This window comes from Pseudomonas sp. GW822-FHT04H02, assembly GCF_058800645.1.
This window is the reverse complement of the sequence record NZ_JBXAMM010000002.1, coordinates 666286-685517: the sequence shown is the minus strand read 5'-3', so window position 1 is coordinate 685517 and position 19232 is coordinate 666286. Positions and strand designations below refer to the sequence as shown.

At 63.9% G+C, this 19232-nt stretch carries 19 protein-coding genes; 9 read left to right on the top strand and 10 right to left on the bottom strand.

Annotation, left to right across the window (positions count from 1 at the left end; genetic code table 11):
- Positions 1 to 19 precede the first annotated feature (19 nt).
- The 3 genes from AC1RMG_RS09935 (at position 20) to AC1RMG_RS09925 (ending at position 3219) form a co-directional block, all read left to right on the top strand.
- Entirely contained in the window at positions 20 to 619 is a 600-nt protein-coding gene (locus tag AC1RMG_RS09935) for a short chain dehydrogenase (RefSeq protein WP_011059632.1), read from the top strand.
- A 195-nt stretch (positions 620 to 814) separates the two neighbouring features.
- The gene (locus tag AC1RMG_RS09930; RefSeq protein WP_041120567.1) at positions 815 to 1492 is read left to right on the top strand and encodes a COG3650 family protein; all 678 of its coding nucleotides are present in this window, start codon (positions 815 to 817) and stop codon (positions 1490 to 1492) included.
- A 113-nt stretch (positions 1493 to 1605) separates the two neighbouring features.
- Complete coding sequence (locus AC1RMG_RS09925; RefSeq protein ID WP_011059630.1) at positions 1606 to 3219, top strand: NAD(P)/FAD-dependent oxidoreductase; 1614 nt, start codon at positions 1606 to 1608, stop codon at positions 3217 to 3219.
- 132 nt (positions 3220 to 3351) lie between these two features.
- Here the strand turns inward: AC1RMG_RS09925 and AC1RMG_RS09920 are convergent, their stop codons facing one another.
- The gene (locus tag AC1RMG_RS09920; RefSeq protein ID WP_011059629.1) at positions 3352 to 4446 is read right to left on the bottom strand and encodes a PLP-dependent cysteine synthase family protein; all 1095 of its coding nucleotides are present in this window, start codon (positions 4444 to 4446) and stop codon (positions 3352 to 3354) included.
- A gap of 321 nt (positions 4447 to 4767) precedes the next feature.
- Here AC1RMG_RS09920 and nhaA point away from each other — a divergent pair, with 321 nt between their 5' ends.
- On the top strand, positions 4768 to 5955 hold the full coding sequence (nhaA, locus tag AC1RMG_RS09915) for a Na+/H+ antiporter NhaA (protein ID WP_011059628.1): 1188 nt from the start codon (positions 4768 to 4770) through the stop codon (positions 5953 to 5955).
- A gap of 79 nt (positions 5956 to 6034) precedes the next feature.
- Here nhaA and AC1RMG_RS09910 read toward each other — a convergent pair whose 3' ends face one another.
- Complete coding sequence (locus tag AC1RMG_RS09910) at positions 6035 to 6499, bottom strand: outer membrane lipoprotein (protein WP_011059627.1); 465 nt, start codon at positions 6497 to 6499, stop codon at positions 6035 to 6037.
- A gap of 174 nt (positions 6500 to 6673) precedes the next feature.
- On the opposite strand from AC1RMG_RS09910, the gene AC1RMG_RS09905 reads away from it, so the two are divergent.
- Positions 6674 to 6910, top strand: coding sequence for a hypothetical protein (locus AC1RMG_RS09905; protein WP_011059626.1), 237 nt, complete (start codon positions 6674 to 6676; stop codon positions 6908 to 6910).
- Positions 6911 to 6922: 12 nt separating this feature from the next.
- Here the strand turns inward: AC1RMG_RS09905 and pdxH are convergent, their stop codons facing one another.
- The 5 genes from pdxH to dinG form a co-directional block, all read right to left on the bottom strand.
- A complete protein-coding gene (gene pdxH, locus AC1RMG_RS09900; RefSeq protein WP_011059625.1) occupies positions 6923 to 7570 on the bottom strand; it encodes a pyridoxamine 5'-phosphate oxidase in 648 nt (215 codons plus the stop codon).
- 23 nt (positions 7571 to 7593) lie between these two features.
- Positions 7594 to 8844 carry an OmpA family protein gene (locus AC1RMG_RS09895; RefSeq protein ID WP_053149407.1) on the bottom strand — a complete coding sequence of 417 codons (1251 nt, stop codon included), beginning with the start codon at positions 8842 to 8844 and terminating at the stop codon, positions 7594 to 7596.
- A 140-nt stretch (positions 8845 to 8984) separates the two neighbouring features.
- Positions 8985 to 10130, bottom strand: coding sequence for an EstA family serine hydrolase (locus tag AC1RMG_RS09890; RefSeq protein WP_011059623.1), 1146 nt, complete (start codon positions 10128 to 10130; stop codon positions 8985 to 8987).
- Positions 10131 to 10290: 160 nt separating this feature from the next.
- Positions 10291 to 12678 (bottom strand): beta-galactosidase, encoded by a 2388-nt coding sequence (locus AC1RMG_RS09885; protein ID WP_493169115.1) that lies wholly within the window; start codon positions 12676 to 12678, stop codon positions 10291 to 10293.
- Positions 12679 to 12771: 93 nt separating this feature from the next.
- The gene (gene dinG / locus AC1RMG_RS09880) at positions 12772 to 14916 is read right to left on the bottom strand and encodes an ATP-dependent DNA helicase DinG (protein WP_015634399.1); all 2145 of its coding nucleotides are present in this window, start codon (positions 14914 to 14916) and stop codon (positions 12772 to 12774) included.
- Between the two features lie 99 nt (positions 14917 to 15015).
- On the opposite strand from dinG, the gene AC1RMG_RS09875 reads away from it, so the two are divergent.
- On the top strand, positions 15016 to 15480 hold the full coding sequence (locus AC1RMG_RS09875; protein WP_011059620.1) for a CopD family protein: 465 nt from the start codon (positions 15016 to 15018) through the stop codon (positions 15478 to 15480).
- A gap of 58 nt (positions 15481 to 15538) precedes the next feature.
- Here AC1RMG_RS09875 and AC1RMG_RS09870 read toward each other — a convergent pair whose 3' ends face one another.
- The 3 genes from AC1RMG_RS09870 to AC1RMG_RS09860 all read right to left on the bottom strand — a co-directional run bounded on the left by AC1RMG_RS09870 (position 15539) and on the right by AC1RMG_RS09860 (position 17507).
- Positions 15539 to 16297, bottom strand: a complete 759-nt coding sequence (locus AC1RMG_RS09870; protein WP_026020132.1) for a hypothetical protein — start codon at positions 16295 to 16297, stop codon at positions 15539 to 15541.
- A complete protein-coding gene (locus AC1RMG_RS09865) occupies positions 16290 to 16568 on the bottom strand; it encodes a DUF1145 domain-containing protein (RefSeq protein ID WP_011059618.1) in 279 nt (92 codons plus the stop codon). Before AC1RMG_RS09865 ends, AC1RMG_RS09870 begins: the two co-directional genes overlap by 8 nt.
- A 249-nt stretch (positions 16569 to 16817) precedes the next feature.
- Positions 16818 to 17507, bottom strand: a complete 690-nt coding sequence (locus tag AC1RMG_RS09860; RefSeq protein ID WP_011059617.1) for a PA1041 family peptidoglycan-binding anchor lipoprotein — start codon at positions 17505 to 17507, stop codon at positions 16818 to 16820.
- 190 nt (positions 17508 to 17697) lie between these two features.
- Here AC1RMG_RS09860 and AC1RMG_RS09855 point away from each other — a divergent pair, with 190 nt between their 5' ends.
- The 3 genes from AC1RMG_RS09855 (at position 17698) to AC1RMG_RS09845 (ending at position 19226) form a co-directional block, all read left to right on the top strand.
- Positions 17698 to 18195 (top strand): DUF6231 family protein, encoded by a 498-nt coding sequence (locus AC1RMG_RS09855; protein ID WP_174394836.1) that lies wholly within the window; start codon positions 17698 to 17700, stop codon positions 18193 to 18195.
- 4 nt (positions 18196 to 18199) lie between these two features.
- Positions 18200 to 18676, top strand: a complete 477-nt coding sequence (locus AC1RMG_RS09850; RefSeq protein ID WP_011059615.1) for a YchJ family protein — start codon at positions 18200 to 18202, stop codon at positions 18674 to 18676.
- A gap of 64 nt (positions 18677 to 18740) precedes the next feature.
- Entirely contained in the window at positions 18741 to 19226 is a 486-nt protein-coding gene (locus AC1RMG_RS09845; RefSeq protein WP_015634397.1) for an LEA/WHy family protein, read from the top strand.
- Positions 19227 to 19232 lie beyond the last annotated feature (6 nt).

Genomic DNA, 19232 nt, shown 5'->3' with positions numbered 1-19232 from the left:
CCTTTTCGAGGAACAGCCCATGAAGATTCTCTTGATCGGTGCCAATGGCACCATTGGTTCGGCGGTCGCGCGGGAGCTGGAACAACGTCACGAAGTGGTGCGCATCGGCCGTACCAGCGGTGATTTCCAGGTGGATATCAGCGACAGCCAGTCGATCCGCGCGCTGTTCGAAAAGACCGGGCGCTTCGATGCGCTGGTGTGCGCAGCCGGTAACGTGACCTTCGCGCCGCTGGGGGAAATGACTGCCGAGCACTTCAGCCTGGGCCTCGAGGACAAGCTGATGGGCCAGGTCAACCTGCTGCTGATCGGCCGCGAGTACGCCAACGACGGCGCCTCCTTCACCTTCACCACCGGCGTACTGAGCCATGACCCGATCCGCAGCGGCGCCTCGGCCGCCCTGGTCAACGGCGCCATCGACAGCTTCGTGCGGGCCGCTGCCATCGAGCTGCCCCGGGGCCTGCGGGTCAACTCCATCAGCCCCAACGTGCTGCTGGAAGCCATGGGCAGCTACGCGCCCTACTTCCGCGGCTTCAAGCCGGTGCCGGCGGCCGACGTGGCCCTGGCCTACGCCAAGAGCGTGGAAGGCCTGCAGACCGGCCAGACCTATCGCGTCGGCTAAGCCCGTTTGTGCAAAAGCCGGCTTGTGCGGGAGCTGGCTCGCCTGCGCAGGCGTCCTCCCGAACCACACAAGGCTCCTGGGCCTCTTCGCCGGCAAGCCGGCGCCTACAGTGGATGGCGCTGCTGCGTTCAATCCGGGGTTGTGGTGGCCGGGCGGGCTGCGTAACGTGTCGGACTTCCGCCTGGAGGCCCAATGATGCGCACCGCCCGTTCCCTGCTTTGTTTCGCCCTGTTGCCGCTGTTTGCCGGCTGCCAGATGCTGCCGATGTTCAACCAACAGCCCCAGGCGCCGTCCATGGCCGGGTTGACCCGGATGCAGGGTGAACTCAGTGCCGCCGATGGCAAGCTGCTGTTCAAACCCTGCACCGAAGACCGCCGTTATGTGGTCAACGATGGCGGCAACACCAGTGTGCTGCAGGAAGCGGCGACCCTGGCCGAGAAGCAGGGCAAGCTGTTTGCCGACCTGCGGGGCAAGTTCTCCGCCAGTGCCAGCAGCGACGGCCAGCTGGACCTGCGCCAACTGTACCGCGTCGAGCGCTCCGCCAGCGCGTGCAGCGATCCGAACTTCCAGCGCCTGATCCTGCGGGCCGGTAGCAAGAACCCGGCGTGGAACGTCGATGTCAGCGCCAAGGGCATGATGATCGAACGCGCCGGCCAGCCGACCCTGGCCCTGCCTTATCTGGAAGAACAGCTGGGGGATGGCCGTTTCAACCTCACCAGTGAAGCCAATCACCAGCGCGTGGAGCTGTGGGTGGCCCCGCAACGCTGCGTCGACCCCGTCACCGGCAGCGTTCAGCACCTGAGCGCAGAGCTGCGGGTGGACGGCCAGGTGCAGCGCGGCTGCGGCTATTTCGGCGGCTCGCGCAACGACTGATTCGACGAGCAGCGGTTTTAGCCTCACGGCCAAGGTGGTTTGCGGCTTATAATCGCCGGTTTGTGCAAAGCAAGCCGGCGCACTGTTGCGCACCGCCTACCCCGGATCCTGTCATGTTACGAATCACCGAACTCAAGTTGCCGATCGACCATCCCGATGAAGACCTGCGCGCCGCCATCGTGCAGCGCCTGGGGATCGCCAGCGATGAGCTGCTCGATTTCACCTTGTTCAAGCGCAGCTACGATGCGCGCAAGAAGTCTTCCGAGCTGTGCTTCATCTACACCATCGACCTCAGCGTGCGCGACGAAGCGCCGCTGCTGCTCAAGTTCGCCGACGACCGTAACGTCAACCCGGCGCCGGATGTCAGCTACAAGGTGGTGGGCCAGGCTCCGGCCGACCTCAGCCAGCGGCCGATCGTGGTGGGCTTCGGCCCCTGCGGGATCTTCGCCGGCCTCTTGCTGGCGCAGATGGGCTTCAAGCCGATCGTCCTCGAGCGTGGCAAGGAAGTGCGCCAGCGCACCAAGGACACCTGGGGCCTGTGGCGCAAGAGCGTGCTCAACCCCGAGTCCAACGTGCAATTTGGCGAAGGCGGCGCCGGGACCTTCTCCGACGGCAAGCTCTACAGCCAGATCAAGGACCCGCAACACCACGGCCGCAAGGTGCTCCACGAGTTCGTCAAGGCCGGTGCGCCGGACGAGATCCTCTACGTCAGCAAGCCGCACATCGGCACCTTCCGCCTCACCGGCGTGGTGGAAAACATGCGCCAGCAGATCATCGCCCTGGGCGGTGAAGTGCGCTTCGAGCAGCGGGTTACCGACGTGCTGATCGAAGACGGTCAACTGCAAGGTGTGGAACTGGCCAGCGGCGAACAACTGCATTCGCGGCACGTGATCCTGGCCCTGGGCCACAGCGCCCGCGACACCTTCCGCATGCTCCATAGCCGCGGCGTGTACATGGAAGCCAAGCCGTTCTCGGTGGGCTTTCGTATCGAGCACCCGCAATCGCTGATCGACAGCGCGCGCCTGGGCAAGTACGCCGGCCACCCGAAACTCGGCGCCGCCGACTACAAGCTGGTGCACCACGCCAAGAACGGCCGTTCGGTCTACAGCTTCTGCATGTGCCCGGGCGGTACCGTGGTGGCGGCGACCTCCGAGCCGAACCGGGTGGTGACCAATGGCATGAGCCAGTACTCGCGCAACGAGCGCAACGCCAACTCCGGCATCGTCGTGGGCATCACCCCGGAAGTGGATTACCCGGGCGGCCCGCTGGCAGGCATCGAGTTGCAGGAGCGCCTGGAGTCCCACGCCTTTGTCCTGGGTGGCAGTAACTACCAGGCCCCGGCGCAGCTGGTGGGCGACTTTATCGCCGGCAAGCCCACCACCGCCCTGGGCAGCGTCGAGCCGTCCTACAAGCCCGGCGTGACCCTGGGTGACCTGGCCCTGGCCTTGCCGGACTTTGCCATCGAGGCCATTCGTGAAGCCCTGCCGGCCTTCGAACGGCAGATCAAGGGCTACTCGCTGCATGACGCGGTGCTGACCGGTATCGAGACCCGCACCTCATCGCCGCTGCGCATTACCCGCGACGCCTCGATGCAGAGCTTGAATGTGAAGGGGCTGTACCCGGCCGGTGAAGGCGCCGGTTATGCCGGTGGGATTCTCTCCGCCGGGGTCGACGGGATTCGCATTGCCGAAGCCGTGGCCCGCGACATTCTCGGCATCCAGGCCTGAGGGACGGGCCCTTTCGCCGGCAAGCCGGCTCCTACCGCCTACCGTAGGAGCTGGCTTGCCAGCGAAGGCGTCGTCCAGAACAACGCAAGGCTCAAGGGCCTCTTCGCCGGCAAGCCGGCGCCTACGACAAGTTCAGATACCGGCGCGCAATACGCTGGCAGGTAGCGCCTCACCACGCTCGACACTGGCGGCTACCGCCTCGATCAACACCGTCAGTTCATAACCCTGCTCTGCCAGCCACTGCTCATCGTAGTAGGTGGTCGCATAGCGCTCGCCCCCATCACACAGAATCGCCACGATCGACCCCGACTCGCCGGCCGCAACCATCTGCTGCGCGGCCATCAGCGCGCCGATCAGGTTGGTGCCGCTGGAGCCGCCAACCCGACGACCCAGGCGCTGGGCCAGATAATGCATGGCCGCCAGGGACAGGGCATCCGGCACCTTGACCATGGCATCGATCACCTTGGGCAGGAACGAAGCCTCGACCCGCGGCCGGCCGATGCCCTCGATCCGCGAACCGCAGTCCAGGCGCAGGCTGGCGTCGCCACTCTGGTAATAGTCGAAGAACACCGAGCGCTCGGCGTCGGCACACAGCACCCGAGTGCAGTGCTGGCGATAGCGCACGTAGCGCCCCAGGGTCGCGGTGGTACCACCCGTGCCCGGGCTGGAAATCAGCCAGCTGGGCTCCGGGTACCGCTCGAAACGCAACTGCTGGAATATCGACTCGGCGATGTTGTTGTTGGCCCGCCAGTCGGTGGCGCGCTCGGCATAGGTGAACTGGTCCATGAAATGGCCGCCGCTCTCTCGGGCCAGGCGCTCGGACTCGGCGTAGATCTGCGTCGGGTCCTGCACCAGGTGGCTCTTGCCGCCATAGAAGGCGATCTGGGCAATTTTCTCCTGGGAAGTGGTCGCCGGCATCACGGCAATGAACGGCAGCCCCAGCAGCCGGGCGAAATAGGCTTCGGAGATCGCCGTGGAGCCACTGGAGGCCTCGATCACCGGCGCGCCGGGCTTGAGCCAGCCATTGCACAGGGCATAGAGGAACAGCGAGCGGGCCAGACGATGCTTGAGGCTGCCGGTGGGATGGCTGGATTCATCCTTGAAATACAGCTCGATGCCCGGCAGGCCCGGCAACGGCAGCGGGATCAGGTGAGTGTCGGCGCTACGCTGGAAGTCGGCTTCGATGATACGGATGGCCTCACGGGCCCACTGGCGATTGTCGCTCATGCTCTATTCTCGTTGGATCGCACGCCGTACCGGCGCAAGAAGATGAAATGCACCCAGCATAGGTGATCCAGGCTCGCGACGGGCAGGCGCCTTTTCCTGGAAAAAATGCCCCGTCAGCCGCTGCGGACGGACATGTTAGGAAATATCCTGCCCCCCTTACAGGTACAGCTATGAAGCAATTGGAAACACAACTGCAAGGGGGATTTTTCAGCAGCCCGCTTGCCTTCTGCATATAACAAAAAAGAATATAACTTTTGTTTTAACAACTAACTGTACGGGTTAGGGTGTGCCACCTTTTTAGTTTTTAGATGGAGAGCGACCTTGCCTCTGCGTAGCACTTTCACTCGTTTCTTTGCCATGGAAGCTGCCAGCGGTCTGTTATTGATCGCCGCTGCCATCCTGGCCCTGATTATCAACAACTCCCCCCTGTCCTGGCTGTACAACGGCCTGCTGGAAACCCCGGTGGTGGCTCAGGTTGGCGCCCTGAAGATCGCCAAGCCGCTGCTGCTGTGGATCAACGATGGCCTGATGGCACTGTTCTTCCTGCTGATAGGCCTGGAGGTCAAGCGCGAAGTGCTGGAGGGGCAGTTGGCCAAGCCGTCGCAGATCGTCCTGCCCGGCGCAGCGGCCATCGGCGGCATGCTGGTGCCGGCGCTGATCTACTGGTTCCTCAACCGTGACAACCCGCCCGCCCTCAATGGCTGGGCGATTCCCACCGCCACCGACATCGCCTTCGCCCTCGGGGTGCTGGCCTTGCTGGGCAAGCGGGTGCCGACCTCGCTGAAACTGTTCCTGATGACCCTGGCGATCATCGATGACCTGGGAGCGATCGTGATCATCGCGATCTTCTACTCCGGCACGCTGTCGACCCTGTCGCTGATGCTGGCTGGCGCCTGCATCGCCGCCCTGGTGGCGATGAACCGGATGGGCGTGGTCAAGCTCGGACCCTACATGATCATCGGCCTGATCCTCTGGGTCTGCGTGCTCAAGAGCGGGGTCCACGCGACCCTGGCCGGCGTGACCCTGGCCTTCTGCATACCCTTGCGCACCCGCAACGCCGAACCCTCGCCGCTCAAGGCGCTGGAACACGCCCTGCATCCCTGGGTGTCGTTCGGCATCCTGCCGCTGTTCGCCTTCGCCAATGCCGGGCTGTCGCTGAGCGGCGTGACCCTCGAGAGCTTCACCCACCATGTTCCCATGGGGATCGCGGTCGGCCTGCTGCTGGGCAAGACCATCGGCGTCTTCGGCCTGACCTGGATGGCAGTGAAAACCGGTATCGCTGCCTTGCCGTCCGGGGCCAACTGGGGCCAGGTGCTCGGCGTGGCGATTCTGTGTGGTATCGGCTTCACCATGAGCCTGTTCGTCGGCTCCCTGGCCTTCGAGCCCGGCAGCAGCGAATACGCCGGCATGGACCGCATGGGCATCCTGACCGGTTCACTGTTTGCGGCCCTGATCGGTTACGCCGTCACCGCCGCTGCCAGCCGCAGGAACAACACCCTGGCGTCCTGATCCGCAGCGCTTGGCCAGGCTGAAAACACAAAACCCCGACCAGTTGCCTGGCCGGGGTTTTGTTTTGTAGCAGGGAGGGTCAGCGGGTAACGCGGCTGGTACCGTTGACCGTCATGATGCGCACGCGGTCGCCCACGCGGAACACTTCGTTTTCCTGAACCTGCTGCACATAGGCACGCATGCTGCCGTCGTCTTCACGCACGGTGATTTCAACGCCCTGGGTACGGGTCAGGCCTTCTTCAGTGGCCGAGCCCAGCAGGCCGCCGGCTACTGCACCGATGACTGCGGTGACGATGCTGCCACGGCCGCCGCCGATGGCGCTGCCGCCAACGCCGCCGATCACAGCACCTGCAGCGCCGCCGATCGGGGTCTTGGTGCCTTCGATTTTCACCGGACGCAGGGATTCGATGGTGCCCATGCGCACGGTTTGCACACGACGCGCTTCATCACGGGAATAGGAGTCACCGGTCAGGTTGGAGGCACAGCCACCGAGCAACATTGCCATCGTGGTGAAGGATGCAACCAGCAAAACAGACTTACGCATAGGATCAACTCCAAAGGACAGATAATCATTAGACTCCGCAGCTTGACGCCTGTCACGGCGTCGCCCGGATAAAATTGCTTTCATTCAGCCAAAGTACAGGCTGCGTAAACGCCAGGCTTTCTCATTACGGTAGCTCCAGCTCCCTGCATAGCGCCACCGAACAAAGGATTTTCCATGGACTACTTCATCATCATCGCGACCACCGCAGCTGGCTTGTATTTCCACTGGTGGCTGTATGTACGCATCAAGCGTTGGACCGATCGGGACCTGGCCCTCTCCCTGGCCGGAACCGATGCCCAGAAGAAGCAATTCATGCTGGAGCAACTGGCCGAGGCCCAGCGCCAGAAAGTAAAACGCCGGGACCTGCCGCAATGGCTGGAAACCGCTGCGGCCGGCTACCCCGGCGAGTGACCTGCAATCCGATCAAGGAGCCAGACGTTCGCGGACCCACTCCTGGCCTTGCAGGCGATAGTTCAAACGGTCATGCAGTCGGCTGGGGCGCCCCTGCCAGAACTCGATGCGCTCCGGCAGCAGGCGATAGCCACCCCAGTGTTCCGGGCAATCGGGCTGGCTATCGCTGAAGCGAGCCTCAGTGGCCTTGAGCAACTCTTGCAGTTCGTCACGATCGGCGATCACCCGGCTCTGCGGTGAAGCCCAGGCTCCCAGCCGGCTGCCCAGGGGACGCACCTGATAATAGGCATCGGACTCCTGTGGAGTGACCTTGACCACCCGCCCTTCAATCCGCACCTGACGCTCCAGGGTCGGCCAGAAGAACGTCATGGCGGCGAAGGGCCGTGCAGCCAGCTGCTGGCCCTTGGCGCTCTCGTAGTTGGTGAAGAAGGTGAAGCCCTGCTCATCCAGGCCCTTGAGCAACAGGATGCGGCAGTGAGGGCGACCATCGGTATCGACGGTCGCCACGGTCATGGCATTGGCTTCCACCGGCGGTTGCTCGGTTTTCACCGCATCGGCAAACCACTGGTGGAACAGCGCAAAAGGTTCAGCCGGGGCCTGCGCCTCGGACAAGCCGTCGCGAGTGTAGTCGCGGCGCATATCAGCCAGGGACTGAGTCATGCCTGCTTCCTTATCCTTGAAAATCAGTTTTTAGCCTGGGCGGTAGCCGTTGCGGTCTTCGAAGAGGCGGCGGCCTTCTTCACCGGAGCCTTCTTGGCTGCCGGCTTCTTGGCCACGGTAGCCTTCTTCGCAGGCGCCGCTTTCTTGGCAGAAGCCGCGGGTACTGGAGGCACGGCATCCTGTACGGCAACCATTTCAGTCTCGGAAGGCGTCGGCTGGTTGTACTTGCTCAGCAGGCCCAGCATGGTGCTGCGCTGGGTCAGCATGATTTCCACCCGACGGTTCAGCGAGCGACCCTGGGGGCTGTCGTTGGCGGCACGCGGCATCACCGAACCCATGCCACGCAGCATCAGGCGGTCCTGCTTCAGGCCGCTGAGGCTGAAGATTGCCGCTACGGACTGGGCACGATCACGGCTCAGTTTCTGGTTGGCCAGGGTCGGGCCGGTGGCGTCGGCATGGCCGAGAATCAATACGGCAGTCTTCGGATCACCTTCCACCGCCTTGGCGACGCGGGTGAACGGACCCAGGGTGACCGGCAGCAGCATGGCTGGACGATCCGGGTTGAACGAGGCATCTACCAGCGCAGTGACCACCAGCACGTTTTCACGACGCTCGATCTGCAGCTTGCTGTCCTTCACCGCTTCGCGCAGGCGTGGCTCGTAGTCGTCCAGCCAGGCCTGGGTGATTTTCGGGTCGGGCATCGGGATGTCCGCTACATTGACCTTGCTCAAAGGCTTGGGCTGGCTCTTGGGGAACGGCCACCACCAGTGGGTTTCGGAGTCGGCTGCCGCTGCCACTGCCGGCGCTGGGGCAGGCTCGGCCTTCTTCGCTTCGGCCACTGGCTTGTCGGAAGAATCCTTGGAGGAGAACGGCCACCACCACTTGCTGCTCTCGGCCTTGGCGGCAGGAGCGGCAGGGGCTGCGGCAACGACCGGCGCTGGAGCTGGAGCGGGCTCGGCAGCAGCGACAGGCGCCGGCTTGGCGCCAGCAGCGGCCTTGGCGGCAGGGGCCGGGTGCTTGCCAGCGGCTGTGTTCTTGGCAGCAGGGGCCGGTGCAGCGGCCTTGGCCACTACCGCAGGCTTGCTTGCAGAAGCGGCAGGTGCGGCTTCAGTGGTGGCAACCGGTTTTTCAGGCGCAGCTGGGGTTTCCTTGCTGCTGGCCTTATCGGAGCCGAATGACCACCAATGGCCGCCATCCGCTTCATTTTGTGGGGTTTGCGCGCAACCGGTGACGGTCAGGCAGATGGCCAAGGCTAGAGACTTGTTCGACGACATGGGATATCCACAAAATGAGATAAAAAATTCGGTCTAAACAACCGTTACAAACAGACGCTTGGAAATTATAAAAGCCACAGGGTTCCATCCTGCAGCTTTCCAAGCATGTTTAAGCAAAAAAGTTCTTAACAGCAACCTTTTTACAGACAATCCGACAAAACCCGCACCAGCTTCTGTGCCCGAGGGTCCATCAATACATAGGGCCCCAGGGTATTTGTCACAAAACCGAACGCCACATCATGCTCCGGGTCAGCAAAACCGATGGAGCCCCCTGCCCCCGGATGCCCGAACGCCCGCGCGCCCAGGCCAAAGGTGGCATTGGCAACCTGGGGCTGGTCGAGCATGCAACCCAGGCCGAAGCGGGTCTGGGTCAGCAACGTCTTGTCCATGCCCAGGCTGTGTTCCCGAGTCAGCTCTTCGAGCATGTCGGCTTCCAGCAAACTGCCGTCCAGCAGGCCGCTGTAGAACCCGGCGAGGCTGCGGGCATTGCCGTGGCCGTTGGCCGCCGGCTGCTGCATGCGCCGCCACTCGGGTTTATTGGTGCTGGTCAGGATAGACGGTGGATTGGTAAACGCCCGAGTACTCATCGCATCGGGTTCGCGCATGGTGACTTGCAGCAGGCGCTGGGCCGCAGCATCGCCCATATTGCCCTTGCCACGGGCGATATGCGCCACGCGGTAGAACTCCTCATCGGCCAGGCCGACATGGAAGTCCAGCCCCAAAGGCCTGGCGACCCGGGCCACGATGGACTCCCCCGGCCCGCGCCCATCGGCACGCCGGATCAACTCGCCCACCAGCCAGCCATAGGTGATGGCTGCGTAGCCGTGCCCCTCACCGGGCGTCCACCAGGGCTGCTCGGCGGCCAGGGCATCGACCATGGTCTGCCATTCGTACAGGGCTTGCGCGGGCAACAGCTCGCGCACTGCCGGCAGGCCGGCCTGATGGCAGAGCAACTGGCGCAAAGTAATGGCTGCCTTGCCCGCCGCGGCGAATTCCGGCCAGTAGTCGGCCACGGGCGCATCCAGCTTGAGCTTGCCCTCGGCCACCAACTGCAGCGCGGTGACTGCGGTAAAGGTCTTGGTGCAGGAGAACAGGTTGGCGATGGTGTCGCTGTGCCAGGCCTCGGCGCCGTCCTTGTCCGCGGTACCGGCCCACAGGTCGATGACGGTTTCCCCGCCGACCTGGATGCACAGCGCCGCGCCGCGCTCCTGGGAGTCCTCGAACAGGGCGGCGAACGCCTCGCGTACCGCTTCGAATTTAAGCTCGTAATGACCTTGAATCTGCACCCCTGACTCCCCCTGCAACAAAGCTCGACAACGTGGCGCGCATTGTTCCAGCCCCGAAGGCATTTGGGAACAGCCGGCGAGCTGCCGGCTGTCACCGGCAAACCCTCGTTTCAGAGGGCTGCCCGGGGTTTCCCGGAAAGCCGCTCAGGCCTTGTGAACGTCAATGACCGTTGCCGGCATGGCCTCCGGCGTGCCCGCCCGGGCCCTTGCCGGCGCGGCCTTTGTCAGCACCATCGCCCCCATGCTCGCCAGCCACGGCCTGCTCCGCCTCGACCCGAGCCTGCTCCGCGGCCTTGCCCAACTGGTCAATGGCCTGCAGGTTGCTCTTGCGCACGCTGTCGACAAAGCCCTGGAACGGCACATCGGTGATGCCCACCAGGCCGAAATGGCCGTTTTCACCGTCCAGCAGGCGCCCGGTCACCGGCTGGTCCAGGTACTGGAACCAGTGCACGCCGACAATCGACGGCTCGCTGACCGCCTGCTTGAGGAAGTTGGCATAGGCCGGGCCACGGTCCTCTTCCCGGGCCAGCTCGGTCACACCGCCCCAGAACGGACCGCGATCCCGGGAACCGAAGTTGAACTCGGTCACCAGTACCGGCTTGTCGAGGCTACGCAGGTAGGCAAAGTCCTGACCGTCCTGGGGCTTGAGGGTGTACATGTTGAAGCTCAGGACATCGCAGTACTGGGCGCAGGAAGCCACGGCCTCAGGGTTGCTCACGGCAAACCGCCCGCCCAGCAGCAGGTGGTTGGGGGCGTGCCATTTCAGCGAGTCGGAGATGGTCTTGAAGTAGGTATCGGCGAAGACCTTCTGGAAATACTTGAAATCAGCCTCGATCTCCGGGTGCTCCGGGCTCGGCAACGGCGGCACGAACCCCGGGTCTTCCATCAACTCCCAGGCCGGCAGGTCGATGCCCCAGGCTTTCGACAGCCCGGCCTGGTTGCGGTACTTGTCCCGCAGTTGCTTGAGAAACGCGCGCTTGGCCGGTACGTCGGTGGTCAGGCGCAGGGTGCCGTAGGCCAGGGCATAGCGGGATTTGGCATCGTCGCCGGGGCCGGCCCAGGCCAATTCGTTGTCGGCAAAGTAGCCGATCAGCCAGGGGTCGTCCCGATGGTCGCGGGCGGCAATGGCCACGGCACGTTCGGTGGCCATGGCAAAGCGCGGGTCGAAAGGATCCGGCATGCCGCCCCACCAGTCACTGCCGGTGCTGATGCTGGCGTAATCACCCACGATCGACAACGGCAAGGTGTAAGGCACCCGGTCGGCCAGCCCCAGGGCCGGAGCGCTCCAGTTGCCGATGGTATTGAAGCCCCAGGCCTGCAAGCGGTCCAGGGTGTGGCCAACCCAGCGTTTCTGGTCGAAGGCCGGTGCCACGCAAGGAGTTGCCTGGGGCGCCGGCGAGGTGTCGGCCGGCGTCTGCTGCGCAGTGGCGCTGTCCGCGGTGCAGGGCTTGCCGTAGGTCCGTTGCAGGTTGGCCTGATAGAAGTCATACCAGCGCCCTGAACCATAGCCACGGCCCTGGTCGGCGCCATTGCCGCCACGGTTGTCGCCTTCACCGTAATACGCCGCCAGGGGTTCGTCGTCCTTGGGCAAGGCGCCGAACATCCATTCTCGGCCCGCGACATAGGTCTGGTTGTTGTCGGGCGCCACAGTATTGACCCCCAGGGAATAGAACGGATGCCCCTGCGGGGTCACGAGGAACCAGCGGCCATCTCGTTTTTCCGTGCGAAAGAAACCGCTGGCCTTGAAGCTCGGCCCCTTGTTCCAGCCACCGTAGCTGTCCAGAGAAGCCTTCTCGCGCTCTCCCAGCCAGCCCTGGAGCTGTTGCTGCTCCTTGGCGTCGGCCGCCTTGAGCTGATCGTCGCTGGTGATCTTTTCCGGCCAGCGGGCCCGGGTCGATTGACCGTAGGCATCCACCAGGGAACCGTAGACCGCCTTGATCACCCCCTCGCTGTCCTGCACGCCGAAACGCTCCAGCAGAATGCTCTGGGCCGCCTTGGGGTTGTCCATGGACAAGGTCACCGACACCACCTGGCTGCGGTCCAGCTGCCCTTCACTGCTGGCCAGCAGGATGCGCTGGCCGTCCAGGGTCATCGGCATCGGTGGCGCGGCCTTCATGCCCTGGCTCAGCGGACTGCTGGCCACCAGTGGCACCAGCAGGGTCTGCGCCGGACCGGCCGGCAGGTCGACGCGGCTGACCAGGGTCTTGCCATCATTGCTCTGGATGGTCACGTAGAGGGTCAGGGCCCAGTTCATCGCGCTCTGGATACGCAGGCTCATCATTCCCGACTGCGACCAGTCCCAGGCCCCGCTCTGGGGCGCCAGGCTCAGGCTCGGCCGGCTCGTGGGGTTGAAGATGATGCGCCGCAGCACTTCGCCTTCGGCCGTTTGCTCTGCGTTGGATTGCGGCAGGCTGGCATCCTGTGTCGCCACCTGCACCACAGCAGCAGGTCGGACAAAGTTGAACAGCGTCTGTTGTCCGGCAGGGGCCGCCCAGACGGGCGCGGCAAACAACAGGGCAAATACAGCGGGCAACGAACGGCGAATCATATGAACCTGGCTCTCCCTAAAGACCGATGAACGGCCGGTGCTGAAGCGGTGACATGAAATAGACAGCACGGCACGCAAATATGCGGGCCGTGCTTAAGATATTTCTCGGCGAAACGGCGGCAAGGCATTGAGGATAGCCTTGCCATAGCGCTGGGTGACCAGACGGCGGTCCAGCAGAGTGATGGTGCCGCGGTCCTGTTCGGTGCGCAGCAGGCGACCGCAGGCCTGGACCAGCTTGAGGGATGCATCCGGCACCGAGATTTCCATGAACGGGTTGCCGCCACGGGCTTCGATCCACTCCGCCAGCGCCGCCTCTACCGGGTCATCCGGCACCGAGAACGGGATCTTGGCGATCACCACGTGTTCGCAGTAGGCCCCGGGCAAGTCCACCCCTTCGGCGAAACTCGCCAGGCCGAACAGCACGCTGGAATCGCCACCGTCGACCCGCGCCTTGTGCTTGTTCAGGGTTTCCTGCTTGGACAGGTTGCCCTGGATGAACACCTGCTTGCGCCAGTCCCGGTCCAGGCCGTCGAACACGTCCTGCATCTGCTTGCGCGAGGAGAACAGCACCAGGGTGCCTCGCGAGCCCTCCACCAGTTCCGGCAGGTCGCGAATGATCGCCGCGGTATGCGCCGGCGCGTCCCGCGGGTCGGCCCGCAGGTCGGGCACCCGCAGCACCCCGGCATCGGCATGGTGGAAAGGGCTCGGCACCACGGCGGTCACGGCCTTTTTCGGCAGGCCGGCACGCATGCGGAAACGGTCGAAAGTGCCCAGGGCAGTCAGAGTCGCCGACGTAACCAGGGCACCGTAGGCCACGTTCCACAGATTGCGCCGGAGCATTTCCGCAGCGAGGATCGGGCTGGCGTTGACCTCGATGTCGAACAGCGAGCCGCTTTCGGCCAGGGTCAGCCAACGGGCCATGGGCGGATTGTCTTCCGGGTCCTCGATGGTGAACGCGGTCCACAGTTCCCAGTTGCCCGAGGCACGGGCCAGCAGGCTGCCGAACAGCGGGTACCACTCTTCGGCCTGGTTGCTGGCGATACCGATGTTGACCTCGCCATCCATGCCTTCCTTGAGCAACTCGGTCAGGCGGGTGAACAGGTCGGTGAGACGGGAAAAGCCCTTTTTCAACTCAAGGCCCATCTCGCGCATATGCTCGGGGATCAGCCCGCCGACAAAACGGTGGCGTGGCCGCTCGCGGCCTTCCATGTCTTCGCCGGTGCGGAAATCGGCGATCTGCTCGCAGGCGGTGAACATGAACTGCTGCTGGGTCTTGATCTCCCGCGCCAGCTCCGGCACCTGCTCGATCAGGCGCCCCAGATCACCCGGCAACGGGTGCTGGGCCAGCAGCTTGGTGAGGTTCTTGGCGGTCTGCTCCAGCCAGTCGGCAGTGGAGCGCAGGCGGGTGTAATGGGCGAAGTGGCCAATGGCCTTGTCCGGCAGGTGGTGACCTTCGTCGAACACATAGAGGGTGTCGCGCGGGTCCGGCAGCACCGCGCCGCCGCCCAGGGCCAGGTCGGCCAGGACCATGTCGTGGTTGGTGACAATCACATCGACCTTGCCCATGCCCTCCCGAGCCTTATAGAAGGCGCACTGGCCGAAGTTCGGGCAATGGCGGTTGGTGCACTGGCTGTGGTCGGTGGTCAGGCGCGCCCAGTCGGCGTCTTCCAGGGCCGTGGGCCAGCTGTCGCGGTCGCCGTCCCATTTATTGCCGGCGAGTTTTTCGATCATGCTGGTGAACAGCTTCTGGCTGGCTTCATCCACTTCGATCTTGAAGCCTTCTTCCTCGAACAGCTGGGCCGTGGCGGTCTGGGCGTGGCCTTCCTGGAGCAGCATGTCGAGCTTGGACAGGCACATGTAGCGACCGCGGCCCTTGGCCAGGGAGAAGCTGAAGTTCAGCCCGCTGTTGCGCATCAGGTCGGGCAGGTCCTTGTAGACGATCTGCTCCTGCAGGGCGACGGTGGCGGTAGCGATCACCAGGCGCTTGCCGGCGGCCTTGGCCGTGGGAATTGCCGCCAGGCTGTAGGCCACGGTCTTGCCGGTACCGGTGCCGGCTTCCACGGCGACCACCGCCGGGTCGCCACTGCGCCGGCCTTCGTCGTCGGTGTCGATATCACCCAGGACCTTGGCCACTTCGGCGATCATCAGGCGCTGGCCGTAACGCGGCTTGAGGCTCTTGGCTTCGAGAAAACGCGAGTAGGCGCCCTGGATCGTGGTTTTGAGTTCGTTGCTGATCATGGTTTTTCGGGCGCACAAAACGCTGGATAAATTTTCAGTGGTTCGAATCGGCCGCTATCATACCCCGCTAATTCATCCCGCGCAGAACGGAGTACCCGAATGACCCCTTTCGCCCTTGCCTACACCCTGCATGTCCTGGCCGCCCTGGTCTGGGTCGGCGGCATGTTCTTCGCCTGGATGGTCCTGCGCCCGGCGGCCATGGTGGCCCTGGAGGGGCCGGCGCGGCTGAAGTTGTGGGCGCAAGTGTTTCCGCGTTTTTTCGTCTGGGTGTGGATCGCCGTGGTGCTGTTGCCGATCAGCGGTATCGGCCTGCTGCATTTGCGCTTCAGCGGCTTTGAAACCGCGCCCAAGTATGTGCAGATCATGATGGGCCTGTACCTGGTGATGACCGCCCTGTTCATCCGCATCCAGTCCTTGCAGTTGCCGGAGCTGCGCAAGGCAGTAGCGGCCGAGGATTGGCCCGCTGGTGCCGCGGCGCTGGGCAAGATCCGCCGGTTGGTGGGCAGCAACCTGATCATCGGTCTGGTGCTGGTCGCCCTGGCGGCGGCCCGGCCGACCTTCTGAAAACAGGCCGCCCGCTACAGAAGCGGGCGGCCGGGCAAGGTTCAACGCAAACGTTACGTTACAGGCGCTGCACCGTCAGCGCGCCAGGCTCGCCGGCCGGGCCGGGCTGCCCCTGGGCGCCGGGCCGTCCGCTCTTGCCACCGTCGGTGCGGTACACCAGGCACCCCTTGGACTTGCCGCCCGCACCCGGCTTGCCACCGGCACCGGCCAGCCCGCCTGCGCCACCATCGACCCAGACCTTGATCTGCTCGCTGGGGAAGTCCCGCGGCAGTTCCACCCGGACCTGGGCGCCTGCCGCACCAGGACGGCCATCGCCGCCATTGTCACCGTCAGCCCCACGCCCCGCGCTGCCCCAGGTGCAGCCCGGTTCCTGGCCATTGGCGCCATCCAGACCGACATAACCCGGCGCACCGGCACCACCCCGGGCGTCCACGGACAGCGTCTCGGCCTGTAACGACTCGATGCGCAGGTTCAGGTTGCGCCCCGGCTTGGCGGCCTTCAGGTAGGTACCCGGCGCGCCGCGGGAAGTGATCTGGCTGCCCGCTTCCAGCTCCGCACGGCGGACAGTCAAGTGCAGGCTCTGTTCGGTAGGGACGATGGCGATCCGCGCCTCATGCCCCAGCCGCAGTTCGTCCACCTTGAGTTCGGTGACATTGGCCGGGATCAGCAAGGTGCCATAGTCCGCCACTTCCAGCCGCTCCAGTTGCAGAGTGCTGGCGGTATTGGGCAGACGCATCAGGGAGTTGGTTTCGACCTTGACCACCTGGGCCATGGCCAGGGGGCTGCAGAAAAGAGCCAGCAGGCAGAGCTTACGCATGGTCGGCCTCGACAACGACAGGAGCAGGAAGAGTCTGCAGGTGGAAGATCCCCACCAGCAGGATGTACAGCCGGTCACGCCAGGGATGTGGCCGATCCTTGAGGCTGCCGTTGAACAGCAGCAGTTCCAGCAAATGGGTCAGCAGCAACAGGCTGCCCGCCAGATTCACTAGAAGATGCAGCGGGTTGATCAACGGCCTGGCCAGGTTGATCAGCACCACCAACCAGAAAACCAAGGTCAGAAACTTCCCCAGCCCCCATAAAACCTTCATACGCTCCCCTCGTGAATTATTCTTTGCGCGCACAGTAACGACTTATCCCGGGGGTAAGCCAGAGGGGAATGAAAATTCTTCACGAAGTGGCTGTTTAGCCACCGGATCGACGAGGATCGCCCGTTACAGACAGGCTGAGCCCATCGCCGAGAAGGCACCGGGATCAAAGGCTCCTGCGCCATCAGCATGGTCCTGGCACAGGAGCAGAGGCGGCCACGTGCGGCTCGTCGCCGCACAGGCCCTGGGGTTTCAGCGGTTGATCTGGATTTCCGTACGACGGTTCATCGCCCGGCCTTCGGCGGTCTTGTTATCCGCCACTGGCTTGCTTTCACCGGCACCGGTTACCGAGACGAAGCTGCTGCGGGGAATGCCGTTGCTGATCAGGTACTCCACGACCGAGTGGGCGCGCTTGTCCGAGAGTTTCTGGTTGTAGGCATCGCTGCCGACGCTGTCGGTATGGCCGGTCACTCGCAGTTGGGCACTCGACGCCTCCTGTTTCAGTCGGGTGACAATGGTGTTGAGCTTGGTTTTGTCGGCATCGGTCAGCTTGGCCGAGTCGAAATGGAAGTGCACATCACGAATGACAATGGTTTCTTCCTTGACCACTACCACCTCTTCTACCACCGGTGGCGGTGGTGGGCAGCCGTTGGCATCGACCTGGACGCCTCTGGGTGTGTGTGGGCACTTGTCGCGGCTGTCCGGCACGCCATCGCCGTCCTCGTCGCCATCACCTTTTACCCAGCAGTACGCACCCGCCAGGCCACCGACCACCAGTGCGCCGCCGCCCGCCCACGAGGAGCTTTCGGTGGCGCCCAGCGCCGCGCCCGTGACGCCACCTACCGCGGCGCAGATCGGCCAGTCGGTTTTCTGCAAACCTGCACAACCAGTCAACACACTGGTTAACAGAACCAGGGGTACTGCCGTCCGAATGATGCTCATCTGATTTCTCCTGAGGGATCGGCTCAAGGCCGATTCACGGAGTAAAGACCGCGCATTTCATCTGCGCCAGCACCTGGCTATCACCGGTTTCGCCCCGTAAACACGGGAGGTTCGCCGATTTAGTGGTGAACCGCTCTAGGCCCGCAGATGCCGGCACGCTAGTCTTTAGCGTTCTGACCGAGGAGCTAAGATGAGCGCCGGCATTTCCGACCGTACCCCGCAGCAGGCCCTGGCGGCTTTGCTGGATCGCTACGCACCACAACAGCTGCTGCTGATCGGTGCCAGCGACTTCCCCGCCCTGGCTGCCTTCAAGGAGGCCCACCCCTCGACCCAAGTGGCCCAGGCGGCACCCGGCCCTCTGCCTGCGGAACTGGCAGCGCGGCGTTTCGACCTGGCCCTGGCCGTGGATTGCCTGGAGCACTTGCCCAAGCGCGACGGCCTGAACCTGCTGGGAGGCATCCGCAACCTCAATGCCAGCCGGATCGCCGTGCTGGCCGATCTGCAGGCCTGCGGCTGGCAGGAAACCGACTTCTATTCCCTGGCGTTGCAGGCCAGCGAACGCTTTCAGCGCGATGAACAGGTCCTGACCCTGTTCACCTACGATCTGCTTGAATACAAGCAAGTGCCCGATTGGCTCAATTCACGCTTCTGGGCAAACCCGGAAAACTTTGGAAAGTATTGGTGGTAACACAATGAGTGCCTCGATTTGTCCCTGCGGCAGCGGCAACCTGCTGGATGCCTGCTGCGGCCACTACCATGCCGGCCATCCCGCGCCCTGCGCGGAAGCCCTGATGCGTTCGCGCTACAGCGCCTATGTGCTGGGGCAGGTGGATTACCTGCTGGCCACCACCCTGCCGGCGCAACAGGCGGGCCTGGATCGCCAGTCCATCAGCGACTGGAGCGCCCAAAGCACCTGGCTGGGGTTGCAGGTCGAAAGCTCGGAAGTCTTCGGCGGCCAGCCCGAGCATGCCTTTGTCACCTTTACTGCCCGCTGGCACGACAGCCAGGGCGAGCATAGCCACCGCGAACGCTCATCCTTCGTGCAGAACCAGGGACGCTGGTATTTCATCGACCCCACGGTTCCCCTCAAATCCGGCCGCAACGACGCCTGCCCCTGTGGCAGCGGGCACAAGTTCAAGAAGTGCTGCGCCAGCTACTTCAGCCGCTGAGCCGCGACTGGCCGATACCAACCCGGGCCCAGGATGGGCACCGGCATCCAGAGGGAGTCTTGCAATGATCGGTGAGCTGCGTGCGTTACGAACCTTGTGCCTGCTCGGCGCGCTGGGCCTGACGGGTTGTGCCTCCTGGTTCAGCGATGAGTCCGTCGACCCGACGGTGCATCTGGTCAAGGTCGAGGTGGTCAAGGCCAACCTGCTGGAACAACGCTTCACCCTGCACCTGCGGGTGGATAACCCCAACGACAGCGACCTGACCGTGCGTCGCCTGACCTACAAGGTCTACCTGGAGCGCTTCCTGCTCAGCGAAGGCGAGCACGAACACTGGTTCACCGTCACGCCCCACAGCAGCCGCTTTTTCAAGGTGCCGGTGCGGACCAACCTGTGGCCGCAGATCCGCGATGTGGTGAAATTGCTGCGCAAGCCCGAGCGACCTATCCCCTACCGCCTCGAAGGGGAACTGGAAATCGGATTATTCATCGGCCAGGACGTGCACCTGAAGCGCAATGGCGTGATAATTCCCGGCGATTTTATCCCGGAGTAACCCGCA